This window comes from Pectobacterium aquaticum (assembly GCF_003382565.3).
GTDB classification, from domain to species: domain Bacteria; phylum Pseudomonadota; class Gammaproteobacteria; order Enterobacterales; family Enterobacteriaceae; genus Pectobacterium; species Pectobacterium aquaticum.
On the sequence record NZ_CP086253.1, the window covers coordinates 3,958,623 to 3,971,119 of the forward strand.

14 protein-coding genes and 1 pseudogene are annotated in these 12,497 nt (G+C 52.2%); 5 read left to right on the top strand and 10 right to left on the bottom strand.

What is annotated here, in order from left to right:
* Nucleotides 1–4: 4 nt before the first annotated feature.
* The 4 genes from tusB to DMB82_RS18390 are packed head-to-tail and all read right to left on the bottom strand — an operon-like array spanning nucleotide 5 to nucleotide 1,793.
* Nucleotides 5–292, bottom strand: a complete 288-nt coding sequence (gene tusB / locus DMB82_RS18375; RefSeq protein WP_102116830.1) for a sulfurtransferase complex subunit TusB — start codon at nucleotides 290–292, stop codon at nucleotides 5–7.
* Nucleotides 293–312: 20 nt separating this feature from the next.
* Complete coding sequence (gene tusC / locus DMB82_RS18380; protein WP_102116831.1) at nucleotides 313–672, bottom strand: sulfurtransferase complex subunit TusC; 360 nt, start codon at nucleotides 670–672, stop codon at nucleotides 313–315.
* A 9-nt stretch (nucleotides 673–681) separates the two neighbouring features.
* Nucleotides 682–1,071 (bottom strand): sulfurtransferase complex subunit TusD, encoded by a 390-nt coding sequence (tusD, locus tag DMB82_RS18385; protein WP_116156466.1) that lies wholly within the window; start codon nucleotides 1,069–1,071, stop codon nucleotides 682–684.
* A complete protein-coding gene (locus tag DMB82_RS18390; RefSeq protein WP_010296984.1) occupies nucleotides 1,071–1,793 on the bottom strand; it encodes a helix-turn-helix transcriptional regulator in 723 nt (240 codons plus the stop codon). Before DMB82_RS18390 ends, tusD begins: the two co-directional genes overlap by 1 nt.
* A 178-nt stretch (nucleotides 1,794–1,971) precedes the next feature.
* Between DMB82_RS18390 and eptA the strand changes: the two genes are divergently transcribed.
* From eptA to pmrB, 3 genes are read left to right on the top strand one after another with little or no spacing between them, the layout of a single operon-like run.
* Complete coding sequence (eptA, locus tag DMB82_RS18395; RefSeq protein ID WP_116156467.1) at nucleotides 1,972–3,618, top strand: phosphoethanolamine transferase EptA; 1,647 nt, start codon at nucleotides 1,972–1,974, stop codon at nucleotides 3,616–3,618.
* Nucleotides 3,615–4,283, top strand: a complete 669-nt coding sequence (pmrA, locus tag DMB82_RS18400; RefSeq protein ID WP_102116834.1) for a two-component system response regulator PmrA — start codon at nucleotides 3,615–3,617, stop codon at nucleotides 4,281–4,283. Before eptA ends, pmrA begins: the two co-directional genes overlap by 4 nt.
* Nucleotides 4,280–5,377, top strand: a complete 1,098-nt coding sequence (pmrB, locus tag DMB82_RS18405) for a two-component system sensor histidine kinase PmrB (protein ID WP_102116835.1) — start codon at nucleotides 4,280–4,282, stop codon at nucleotides 5,375–5,377. The genes pmrA and pmrB overlap by 4 nt, the downstream gene beginning before the upstream one ends.
* Nucleotides 5,378–5,510: 133 nt before the next feature.
* Here pmrB and DMB82_RS18410 read toward each other — a convergent pair.
* A pseudogene (locus DMB82_RS18410) lies at nucleotides 5,511–5,750 on the bottom strand (YggS family pyridoxal phosphate-dependent enzyme); the annotation flags it as partial.
* A 103-nt stretch (nucleotides 5,751–5,853) separates the two neighbouring features.
* Here DMB82_RS18410 and pdxR point away from each other — a divergent pair.
* On the top strand, nucleotides 5,854–7,377 hold the full coding sequence (gene pdxR, locus DMB82_RS18415) for a MocR-like pyridoxine biosynthesis transcription factor PdxR (RefSeq protein WP_116163598.1): 1,524 nt from the start codon (nucleotides 5,854–5,856) through the stop codon (nucleotides 7,375–7,377).
* 108 nt (nucleotides 7,378–7,485) lie between these two features.
* Here the strand turns inward: pdxR and fkpA are convergent, their stop codons facing one another.
* Nucleotides 7,486–8,304 (bottom strand): FKBP-type peptidyl-prolyl cis-trans isomerase, encoded by an 819-nt coding sequence (fkpA, locus tag DMB82_RS18420; RefSeq protein ID WP_102117061.1) that lies wholly within the window; start codon nucleotides 8,302–8,304, stop codon nucleotides 7,486–7,488.
* 282 nt (nucleotides 8,305–8,586) lie between these two features.
* Here fkpA and DMB82_RS18425 point away from each other — a divergent pair, with 282 nt between their 5' ends.
* Nucleotides 8,587–8,805: a protein SlyX gene (locus DMB82_RS18425; RefSeq protein WP_010277499.1), complete on the top strand. Its 219-nt coding sequence runs from the start codon at nucleotides 8,587–8,589 to the stop codon at nucleotides 8,803–8,805.
* A 116-nt stretch (nucleotides 8,806–8,921) separates the two neighbouring features.
* Here the strand turns inward: DMB82_RS18425 and slyD are convergent, their stop codons facing one another.
* The 4 genes from slyD to kefG form a co-directional block, all read right to left on the bottom strand.
* A complete protein-coding gene (gene slyD / locus DMB82_RS18430) occupies nucleotides 8,922–9,506 on the bottom strand; it encodes a peptidylprolyl isomerase (RefSeq protein ID WP_102116837.1) in 585 nt (194 codons plus the stop codon).
* Between the two features lie 120 nt (nucleotides 9,507–9,626).
* Nucleotides 9,627–9,821, bottom strand: coding sequence for a YheV family putative zinc ribbon protein (locus DMB82_RS18435; RefSeq protein ID WP_102116838.1), 195 nt, complete (start codon nucleotides 9,819–9,821; stop codon nucleotides 9,627–9,629).
* Between the two features lie 250 nt (nucleotides 9,822–10,071).
* On the bottom strand, nucleotides 10,072–11,883 hold the full coding sequence (kefB, locus tag DMB82_RS18440) for a glutathione-regulated potassium-efflux system protein KefB (RefSeq protein WP_102116839.1): 1,812 nt from the start codon (nucleotides 11,881–11,883) through the stop codon (nucleotides 10,072–10,074).
* A gap of 1 nt (nucleotide 11,884) precedes the next feature.
* The gene (gene kefG, locus DMB82_RS18445; protein WP_167469158.1) at nucleotides 11,885–12,436 is read right to left on the bottom strand and encodes a glutathione-regulated potassium-efflux system ancillary protein KefG; all 552 of its coding nucleotides are present in this window, start codon (nucleotides 12,434–12,436) and stop codon (nucleotides 11,885–11,887) included.
* Nucleotides 12,437–12,497 lie beyond the last annotated feature (61 nt).

The window sequence follows — 12,497 nt, forward strand, 5'->3', positions numbered from 1 at the left end:
GGCGTTACCACGCGAGTTGCTGCGGGTGCTCCACTGTCAGTTGAACAAACTGATTATAGTCAATGAGTGTCACATTGTTTGAAATTTGTTCATCCATTCCTCTTGCCGCTGTATCAGGCTGGAGCGCGTAGAGAAGAACAGCTGAATCAAGAAGGCGCTGAATAATATCTCCACCAGCTAGCGCAGCGATAACACCGTCTTGCAATAAGACCAACGCATCCCCCTGACCCAAACTGAGCAGAAGTGCATCTAGGTCAATGTGATAAGGAGAACGTGAGAGCGTATGCAGCATATAAAAGGCGAAATCCGTCGCTAGAATGAAAGGATAGAATGATAATCGGCCAACTTACTACGCCATGCTTGCGGCGCTAATAGCTCCACATCCAAAACCCAGTCTGTTTCTATACTCAACCCACGCTGGCGCACAGAAGTCTCGCACAGATAACAAGCTTCGATATCGTACAACGGCAGTACACCAAACGTTGCGATGTAATTACGCATCAAAATCTTTTCCGGCTGTTGATGCGGCAGCAGTTGAAGTACGCCATCGCCAACAAAAAATACGCCAATCTCTTGCGTCAGTGCTGACATCGCCAATAGTGCATCCAGCCCCTCTCGCCCAGCAGCACTCCCATGTGGAGAATGCGTAAAAACAAATGCGACTCGCTTCATAACGCTACCTTAAAACTGAATAACCCGATCGCAGGTCAGCACCGATTGCGCCAGTTCACCCAACCCGCTCAGAACAAAACCAGGTTGCAGATTCGCGCCAGCAAGGTTGAGCTGAGTCGCTTGCTGTGCATCGGTCACACCTCTGCGTAATGCCGCGGCGACACAGACATTCAGCGCCACCTGATGCATTTCGCCCAACTGCTTCCAAGCGCGAACAAGATCAAACTCATCATTAGCGGGTGACGTTAGCTGGTTGGCATTTAGCACGCCCTCGCGATAGAAGAACACGCTTTTCAGTCTGTGCCCTTCAGCCAACAGCGCCTGTGCAAACTGCAACGCGCTGCTCGCTTGCTGTGTGCCATAAGCCGGGCCAGTCACCAGCAAACAGTAACTCAGCATTAACGTTCGTGCCCGCTGAAGTCGCCGCTTTTGAATTGACGGATATAAAGGTAGACCGTGTGTTTGGAGATATTGAGACGTTCGGCGACCTGGTTGATGGCGTCTTTAATATCAAAGATGCCTTTCTCATACAGGCTCAGTACGATTTGGCGATTTTTCGCATTATTGGAGACGTTGCGATCCGCGTTGACTTCCTCAATCGAAAATTCCAGCGTTTGTGCCACGAGATCATCAACGGATGACGCAAAGTTGACGGAAGAGGCGGCATCATGCGTTTCAGGTGGAATAAAGGTCTGCACAATCTGGGAGAAAGGCACATCCAAATTCATGTTGATACACAGCAGCCCAATCACGCGCTGATCGCGATTGCGAATGGCAATCGTCACTGACTTCATCAACACACCGCTTTTTGCGCGGGTAAAATAGGCTTTCGACACGCTGCTATCTTCACCTGCCATGTCATGCAGCATGCGCAATGCAAGATCCGTAATCGGCGAGCCAATCTTCCTGCCGGTATGTTCCCCATTCGCAATACGCACGGCGGAACATTTAAGATCCTCAAGCGAGTGCAATACAATCTCACAATGCTCGCCAATTAACATGGCCAAGCCATCAACCACCGCTTCATACGATTTCAGGATCTCATAGTCCGTTTGACTAAAAGGACGTTCATCCAGCAAATCAAGCTCATAAGATTCGCCAGATACAAGCGAATTAGACATGGCAGACACCACCCTCAACGTCATCTATTTATTTTGTATTGACAGGGGACACAGTCTAGCAAATGTCCACACTCGCGTCCCTGAATTTAACGGGCTACCTCTTAAGGTTGCATTAATTTAATCCCGCTAGAGTCAGCGTCTTCTTTCCTCTCCATCATGGAAATCACGAGAGACGTGTATGAGAAAACGAATACCGATGGGCAGACCACACCTGAGCAGCATCACGTTCGTGCTGATCTTTTCTGCCTTTATTACCCTGGTCCAGAACATTGCCTACTACCGTCAGACGCTGCAACTGCTGGATATGACAGACTGGGTTACTATCCCTTTCTTTCTCAGCATGCCCGTTGTGATTTTCGCGGTGCTGAATATCATTTTCACACTTCTGGCAGTACCTTATCTGCGTAAGGCCATCATTGTTCTTTTCCTGCTGACCGGTGCCGCAGCACAATACTTTATGCTGAACTACGGCATTATCATTGACCGAACCATGATCCAGAATATCCTAGAGACAACCGCTGGCGAATCCTTTTCACTGCTTACGCCACAGCTTGTCGCCTGGGTATTCTTTATTGGCGTCATTCCTGCGGCACTCGCCGTCTGGATAAAAATAAAACCCGCCAAGCCGACAACGCTCTATATTGGCATGCGCTTTCTTAGCGTCATTATTTCGTTATTCGCTATTTTATCTATCGCGGCATTCTTTTATAAAGATTACGCCTCGTTCATGCGTAATAACAAAGAGTTGGTAAAAGCAATTACGCCCAGCAATATTGTGGCGGCCAGCTTGTCCTACCATAAACATAGTGTGCTGGCTAATTTGCCTCTGGAGCAGATTGGTCTGGATGCCCACAAAGCGGCTCCGCCATCTCCGACGGCAAAAAAGAATCTGGTTATTCTGGTAGTTGGCGAGACATCCCGGGCACAAAATTTTTCGCTGGGTGGCTACGGGAAAGAGACCAATCCGCTGCTGGCAAAAGATAACGTTATCTACTTTGAAAACACCTCATCGTGTGGCACATCAACAGGCGTTTCCGTTCCCTGCATGTTTTCCAACATGCCGCGCCAACGCTTTAATGGTGACGTAGCCAGCCATCAGGAAGGGTTGCTGGATATATTACAGCGGGCAAAAGTTAACGTGCTCTGGCAGGAAAATGATGGCGGCTGTAAAGATACCTGTACACGTGTGCCAACGGTTGATGTGACATCGCTGAAACTACCGGGACTATGCACCAACGGAGAATGCCACGATGAAGCGTTATTCCACGGCGTCGAAGACTATATTAATAAACTCGATAACGACGGCATCATCGTATTACATACGATAGGCAGCCACGGCCCGAGTTATTACCAACGCTATCCTGACGCCTTTAAGAAATTTACGCCAACGTGTGATACCAATCAGATTCAGACCTGTACGCAGGAAGCGCTGGCCAATACGTATGACAATACGATCCTGTACGTCGATTTTTTTCTGGATAAAGCGATCGATTTACTGAAACAGCATCAGGATAAATTTAATACGTCATTGGTTTACCTGTCTGACCACGGCGAATCGTTAGGGGAAAACGGCATCTACCTGCATAGCATGCCCTACTCTATTGCACCGAAGCAGCAAACGCACGTCCCGATGTTTATTTGGTTATCAACGGGTTATCAGCAACAACAGGTCATTCAGGACTCCTGCCTGCGCCAGAACGCGAAGCAGCTGGATTACTCGCAAGATAATCTTTTCCATACCATACTGGGAATGTTTACTATCACCACGAAAGAATATCAGCCTCAGCTCGATATCCTTCAGCCGTGCAGGGATAAGGCAACATGAAATTATTGATTGTTGAAGACGATAAGCTGTTGCAGGAAGGATTATTATTAGCGTTGAGTCATGAAGGTTATGCCTGCGATTGTGCAGGCACAGCCAAAGAAGCAGACGCGCTCATCAGCAGCGCACACTACAGTCTGGTCATTCTCGATCTTGGCTTACCGGATGAAGATGGGCTCGCTCTGCTCTCACGCTGGCGTAAGCATCATTACCAGCATCCCGTACTCATCTTAACGGCGCGGGATAAGGTAAACGATCGCGTCAGCGGGCTGGATGTCGGCGCAGACGATTACCTTGCCAAGCCTTTCGCTCTAACGGAATTACAGGCACGCGTACGCGCGCTGATTCGCCGCCATCAGGGTTCAAGCAACAGCTTGATACAGGTCGACAACATTACCTTGGATTTAAACAATCAACAGGTGTTACTGGACGACAAACCGGTGGTACTGACGCCGAAAGAGTTTGCGATACTATCCCGTCTGGTGTTGAAAGCAGGTTCCCAGGTACATCGCGAGGTTCTGCATCAGGATATCTACGCCTGGAACGACGACCCGTCCTCCAACTCGCTAGAAGTGCATATCCATAATCTGCGGCACAAGATAGGGAAAGAACGCATCCGAACCCTGCGTGGTTTTGGCTATCTGCTGACTAAAGGCGAACAGCCATGAAGAGCGATGCCGACACCGTCACCAGCATGCGTCGTCGTTTGGTGCTGGCACTGGGCGGCATCCTGCTCGTCTGTCAGATGATCAGCGTATTCTGGCTTTGGCACGAAAGCGAAGAACAGATCGGCCTACTGGTTGATAAATCCCTGAGCGCCAGCGCCCAGAACATACAGATCGATCAAGAGATCAATGAGGCGATCGCCTCACTCAGCATCCCAAGTCTGGTGATGGTCATTCTGACATTGCTCATGTGCTTTCAGGCGGTCAGTTGGATCACGCGTCCGCTTTCACGCCTGCAGGAAGAATTACAGGATCGCACGGCGGAAAATCTGGAACCACTGCCACAACAGAGTGACATTAAAGAAATCGCTGCTGTCACCCATACCATCAACCAGCTTTTTCAACGTCTGGACGAAACGTTGAAACGCGACAGGCAATTTACTGCAGATGTCGCTCATGAATTACGTACCCCGCTAGCTGGAATTCGTCTACACCTTGAATTACACCAGCAGCAACATCAGATTGATTGCAGTTCGCTCATCAAACGCATTGATAAAATGGTGAAAACGGTGGAGCAGCTTTTGCTGCTTGCGCGTGTCGGGCAAGATTTTTCTGCGGGTCACCACCCGCATGTCTCATTCCTGAAAGACGTCATTTTCCCCATGCAGGATGAACTGGCCGAGATGCTGCAAAAGCGGCAGCAGACGTTGAAATGGGTATTACCACAAGAAGATGTCACTCTCCGTGGGGATGCCACGCTACTCCAGTTACTGTTACGCAATCTGGTAGAAAACGCCTATCGCTATAGCCCGCAAGCAAGTCAGATCACCGTGAGCCTGAGCAAGCTGCCACATATTGAACTACAGGTTGAGGATGAAGGATCGGGTATTGATGAAAGCAAAGTCGGTGAATTGAGTAAGGCGTTCGTTCGCATGGACAGCCGCTATGGCGGTATCGGCCTCGGGCTAAGTATCGTGACGCGCATTGCTCAGTTGCACGATGGAAAATTTTTCCTCTGCAACCGGCCACAACGTTCCGGCGCCCTCGCTCGCGTGGTACTCACCGCCCCTGACGAATACCTGGATGAAAAAAACTAGCGGGTCTGCGCCGAAATAATACAGGTCCTGTGCGCAAACCCACATGTCTTATCAGTACGCTGGATAGCGATTCTAGTGTGTCGACGTCATCAGGTTCATCACTCTGCGGTGCTGGTTTTATTGGGCCAGTAGTAGCCTTGTTGGTTTGTAGGTGACCAATGACCGACCACTGTAAGTCGGCTAAGTCCTGCATGGCTTCCCATTTGCGGTACGCCTCCTGCACCTTGTTCTCGCCCAATACTCGGCAACCTGCCGTATGAGCCATACGCAGGCGATTTTCAGGCTTGGTCTTGCTGACAGGCAGCAGTCGCACCGTTGCAGGATAGCAGCCGTGCCTGTCGTGGCGAGTCGGTGTATCGGAAGGTATCAGCATCAGCTTAACTCCTGACGAAGAAGATGAATGGATTGTGAAACGTATTTATAGATTTAAAATAGCTGGATATTACCCACCATTTTCCCGATAAGAGGCAGACCAATTGTTCAAACACGCCCAGCTTGAATCGGTCAAGGCCTGGATTGGCGACCCCGCGCACGGTGCCTTACCCCTGCACGCCCGTATCCAGCGAGCGATTCGCCAGTTAATCCTCGATGGCGTTCTTGATGTGGGCAAGCCCTTACCTGCATCACGTGCGCTGGCGACATCACTGGGAGTATCACGTGATACGGTCGAGTCGGCTTACAGCCAGCTGCATGCAGAAGGGTTTATCGAACGTCGCGTCGGCAGCGGCAGTTTCGTGTCGGAGCGGGCAAAGCGTCTGCCGGGGCGTGGCAAAGCCAGAAAAACGGGAGATAGCAAAGCAGAACTGCGCCTCAGTCAACGCGGCAGCGCTATGTTCCAGAATGGTGGGGTGCGCGACTTCATCATCCCGCGTGCGTTCGCGCCCGGCGTGCCGGAAACCCGCAGTTTTCCCCTCCAGACATGGGAACGACTGGAACGGCAGGTACTAAAAGAATATGGCACGCGGGCGCTGCTGCACAGCCCACCGCAGGGCATGGAAGTGCTAAGGCGCGCCATCGCAGATTATGTCAATCTCGAACGGGGAGCTCGTGCCACGCCCGATCGCGTACTGGTGCTGACCAGTTCCCAGCAAGCGCTCACCTTGTGTGCGACGGTATTGCTGGATGTTGGCGATCGGATCTGCCTTGAAGATCCCGTATACCACGGCGCCCGCAAGGCGTTCGAGGCGGCCGGGCTCGCGTGCGTACCGATACCGTTAGATGCCGATGGTTTGCAGATTGATCACCTGCTTGAGGCAAGCAACAAACATAATGTGCCCGCTAAAGCCGTGTTCCTGACGCCCTCACACCAGTTTCCCACTGGCGCAACGCTGGCGCTGGATCGGCGTCTGGCCGTGATTGAATGGGCATGGCAGCACCAGAGCTGGATTATTGAAGATGATTACGACAGCGAGTTTCACTACGCGGGCAAACCTACCGCCTGCGTTCAGGGGCTCGACCCACACGATAGAACGATCTATATCGGCACCTTCACCAAATCTCTGTTTCCCGGCCTGCGCATCGGCTACATGGTACTGCCGCCGCAGCTGGTTGCCCCCATGACCGTGGCACGCACGCTGATGGATGGACACAGCGCGCCCATTCCACAGCTCACGCTGGCGCGTTTTATCGAAGGAGGCCACTTCGGTGCCTATGTACGCACGATGCGTACCGTTTATGCCGAACGCCGCGATGCGCTGGCACGGCTGGTGCGTCAGCATCTGGCTGACTTCGTAGAGCCACGGGTGCCGGTCGGAGGCATGCAGATGCCCTGTATCTTTATCCGTGACATCTCTGAACACGACGCGGTGGAATCTGCACGCCGGGCTGGGATCGATCTGCTGGGGCTGACAGCAATGTATGCGTCGGGCCACCATAAAGCAGGCTTCCTCATGGGATTTGCCGCACACGCTCCGCATGAACTGGAAACGGCGGTCAAGACGTTGGCGAAGGTACTCGCACGCTGTGCTGACGATGGGTCGCGGGTAGTGGATGACAGATAGGCCGTCACAGTTAACGGGAAAGGGATTCAATTGCAGGGAAGTGATGGTGAAACAAACAAAAAAAACCGCAGGCCAGTGCCTGCGGTCATATTGCGACTATCGAGATGCTTACTTAGCGGCTTTCTCTTCGGCTGCTGGTTTTTCAGCTTTCGCATCATCCGCTGCTTTCAGGTCAGCTTCAGATTTAATGTCCAGCAGTTCAACGTCAAACACCAGCGTGGAGTTAGCTGGAATGCCAGGCACGCCATTTTCGCCATAGGCCAGTGCAGGTGGGATAGCCAGCTTGATTTTACCGCCTTTCTTAACGTGCTTCAGACCTTCAGTCCAGCCTGGGATCACGCCGTCCAGACGGAAAGAAAGTGGCTCACCGCGTTTGTAGGAGTTGTCGAACTCGCTACCGTCAACCAACGTACCTTTGTAGTTAACCACTACGGTATCGCTGTCTTTCGGCGCATTGCCGCTACCTTCTTTCTCAACCTGATACAGAAGGCCAGATTCCGTTTTCTTCACGCCTTTTTCTTTGGCGAAGGACTCAAGATACTTGGCGCCTTTATCCGCGTTATCTTTCGCATCTTGCTTCATCTTGGCTTCAGCTGCGGCTTTCACTTTACCTTCAAAGCCTTGCAGCGTTTTCTCGATTTCTTCGTCAGTCAGCTTGCTCTTATCAGCAAAGGCATCCTGAACACCAGCAATCAGCTGATCCTTATCCAGTTTGATACCTAATTTTTCTTGCTCTTTCAGAGAGTTATCCATATAACGCCCTAAAGATGCACCTAACGCATAAGCCGCTGCCTGCTCATCGTTCTTGAATTTGGCTGCCGCAGTGGTGTCAGATGCCTGCGCTTTGTCTGCCGCCAGAGCCTGGCCTGCGTTCAGAGCCAGAGCCATCGTTGTTGCTAACAGCGTTACTTTAAACAGTGATTTCATCCATTTCTCCAGCATCTGGAGCGACGCGCTCCAGCCATCATTAAAATACATTCGCGCCTACTATAACTGTGCGGACGAAGACAACACAACGACGCACGCGACAATCCTTTGATAAAAAACGTCAGGAAGCTTTTCCGACATCATTTGTGTCGTCCTAAGGCCTTCTGACAACGATTTGCCCCATTCCGGATGGTGCATTGCGCCCTAGTGCGACCGTTTTTACTACCAGAAGTTTCCGCTTTCTGACAAACTCGCGGGTAACAAGAAGTAAGGGGAATACCGATGTCACCATCAGCACTTGAAGAACGGCTCGAACAGTTGGAAAGCCGACAGGCTTTTCAGGAATTAACCATAGAAGAACTTAACCAAACGGTTATTCAACACGAGCGGGAAATTAGCCGCCTGCGTGAACATGTCCGTCTACTCACCGATCGGCTGCGCAGCCAGCAAACCTCGCTCGTTGCCCCCCAGTCGGAAGAAACGCCGCCACCGCATTACTGAGATTCGCGACCCGTTATGCCGATGCCCACCATCGTCCAGATATAACAATAAATAAAAAAACCTCAGGCGATCTTCATCAACCTGAGGTTTCTTTTATGCGTATGCGCTACGACTCATTAGTGGCAGCCGCATCCACCGTTGCCGCCGCAGCCGCCTTTACCGTGCTGGTGACCGTGGTCGTGATCATGGCCGTGACCGCCACAGCAGCCGTCACCATGGTCATGTTCATGATCGTGCTCACCGTGAACGTGACCGTGCGCCAGCTCTTCTTCCGTCGCTTCACGGATAGCCACAACTTCAACGTTGAAGCTCAGGTTTTGGCCTGCCAGCATGTGGTTGCCGTCGACAACAACATGGTCGTCTTCAACTTCGGTGATTTCAACTGGCACTGGGCCCTGATCGGTCTCAGCCAGGAAACGCATGCCAACCTGCAGCTCGTCAACGCCCATAAAGACATCTTTCGGTACGCGCTGAACCAGATTCTCATCATAGTTGCCGTAAGCGTCGTTTGAACCGATGTTCACATCAAACTTCTCACCTGCTTCACGGCCTTCCAACGCGTTTTCCAGACCAGAAATCAGGGAACCGTGACCATGCAGATAGTCCAACGGCGCGCTCACCGGAGACTCATCAACCAACACACCGTCTTCTGTACGTACCTGATAGGCCAAGCTGACCACCAGATCTTTTGCTACTTTCATGATATCTCCTACCGTTGGAAATCAAACTGGCGCAAATTGTAGCTGAAAAATATCCCTATGTACCGTCTGGAATCAAAAAACGTCAACGGTTGGTGACAATGCCACCACGACACTCATCCCTCATTCTGGCCGGAAGATCCCGATAATCTCGTTAGCCTGTGGGACGGATGCCGTCGTGGGCTCATCTGCCTGACTTTGGCGATATCCGCACTTCACACACACCACAACCTCGACATCATCCTCTCGTCCAACTGCCAGCGTGTCCTGAGCCTGACACGTCGGGCACACGGCCCCTGCAATAAAGCGTTTACGCATGATAACTCCAATTTATCGCCGTTCTAAAACCTAGAACCTGGAATCTAGAACCTATTCTACTAGGCGTTATTGGCGCAGACAGTTTGGACTCGGACAGCGCGCAGAAACCGGAGCGTACACGTAGTACGTGAGGATTTATTCGCTTCGCTCACCCTACGGGCCGCCCCAAGAGGCGTTCAAACGCAATTGCGTTTGTGCGAGCACTGCCCAGGTTCAAAATGGCAAGTAAAATAGCCTAGAGAATAGGTTCTTACTCGTCGTCTTCATCCCACACACTAGGCCGACGGCGCTCGCGCAGCATTTCCCGCTGGAAAATATCCTCTAGCTCACGGCGTGCCTCTTTCACACGGGAGATTTGAGCGACATCCCCCGTCAATTGCGGCATCAATTCACGCAGCATGCGCATATCCAGACGGCGGAAATGCTGTTGCGCACGCATCGCCTGATGGGGGTGCATGCCGACCGTCACCAGCGTTTTCCGCCCTAGCTCCAGCGCGCTGGAAAAGGTTTCGCGCGAGAAATGTTTTACACCTGTCTGTAACAACTCATGGGCTTCAACACGCCCGCGTGCCCGCGCCAGAATCTCCAGATTTGGAAAGTGTTGCTGGCATAGATGCACAATCTCCATCGTATCTTCTGGTGCATTACAGGTGATCACGATTGAGCGCGCTTTATCCGCCCCCGCCGAGCGCAGTAGTTCCAGCTCCGTGGCATCGCCATAATAAACCTTATAACCATAGCTGCGCATCAGGCTCACGGCACTGATATCGCGTTCCAGAACGGTAATCCGCATTTTGTTCGCCATTAATAAGCGACCAATCACCTGTCCGAAACGCCCGAAGCCCACCACGATCACCTGCGGTTCGTCATCCTCGACATACGGTTTCTCATCCGGCACATCCTGCACGTTATAGCGACGCACCAGAATGCGGTCGATCAACTGCATCAGCAGCGGCGTCGTCATCATTGATAGCGTCACTGTCACCAGCAACAGCGGCAGTTGCTCACCTTTCAATACGTTGAATGAAGCCGCCGCGGAAAACAGGACGAAAGCGAACTCGCCGCCCTGACTCAGTACCCCAGCAAACTGCAAGCGCTCGGAGCGGCGCATACGATTAATCCGCGCAAGGACATACAGTACGGCCGCTTTCACCGCCACCAGCACCAATACCGCAACCATAATCTTCACGATGTGGGTGTAGAGGATGCCGAGATTCAGCGCCATTCCTACAGAGATAAAAAACAGGCCAAGCAGCAAACCTTTGAACGGCTCAATCGCGATTTCCAGTTCATGCCGATACTCACTTTCCGCCAGCAGAATACCGGCGATAAAGGTGCCTAACGCCATGGAAAGCCCTAATGCTTCCATAAACAGCGCAGAGCCGAGCACCAGCAACAACGCGGCGGCGGTGAACACCTCGCGCACGCCGGATGCCGCAATAAAACGGAACAGCGGACGCACCAGATAGCGGCCGCCGATTAACATCCCGAGAAACGCAGCGACTTTCAGACCAATCCGCTCCCAATCGCCAAAATCACCCTGCACACCAGCCAGAATCGGAATCAGCGCTAACGCAGGGATAACCGCCAAATCCTGAAACAGCAGAACGGAGAAACCTAATTGCCCCGATTCATTGCGGTTCATGCCCTTTTCGCGCATCAGTTGCAGCGCCATGGCCGTTGACGACATCGCCAACCCCACGCCACCAATCAGCGCGGACTGCCACGAGAAATCCGTCAGATACAGGGCGCCGCCTAAAATCAGCGCACTCAGTGCGACCTGAGCCGCCCCCACGCCAAAGATCGAGCGGCGCAGCGTCCAGAGCTTGGACGGATTCAGTTCCAGACCAATGATAAACATCAGGAAAACGACACCCAGCTCCGAGAAATGCAGGATGGCTTCCACGTCACGGATAAAGCCAAGCCCCCACGGGCCAATGGCGATCCCAGCGATCAAATAGCCCAGTACGGCACCAATCCCTAATCGGGCAGCGATCGGTACGGCGACTACCGCCACAAACAAAAATAAGACGCTGGCGGTCAGTAGCGCAGAACTTTCCATACTAGCGCTCCTCTTCAGGTAAAGGGGAGGATAGCCATTCACCGTAAGCTCTGGCTTGACTCGATAACACATCGGGCTGTAAACGACGTGCCCAGTAAACAATCATGGGGCGCATCCAATGCATACGGCACAGGGCGGCCGTCAGCTCAAACGGGCGGAGCAAATCATCCATGGGATAGCGATTGTTACCATCAGCATGATAGGCATCTTCCGGTTCACCGGTTGTAATCACCGAGCGCCAGTATTTCCCCGCCAGCGCATTCCCGCCGATCCCATTCGCGAATCCGCGCGATAACACCCTATCGAGCCACTCTTTCAGCAGCGCCGGACAGCTATAGGTGTAAAACGGATGTTGGAAAACAATGACCTGATGCTCACGCAGCAACTGTTGTTCGTGATGAATATCGATAAAAAAATCAGGATAGAGTGCGTAAAGATCGTGCACGGTTACATTCGCCAACTGCTGCGCCGGTTGCAATAAGACCCGGTTTGCTACCGAGTCCTGTGGTTCCGGATGGGCATACAGCAGCAAAATCTTCGGTGGCTGCGACATCATTCCCCTCCAAAGCGTCGTCATAATAATCGTTTTCCGTTACCATGCAGCGCAACGACTA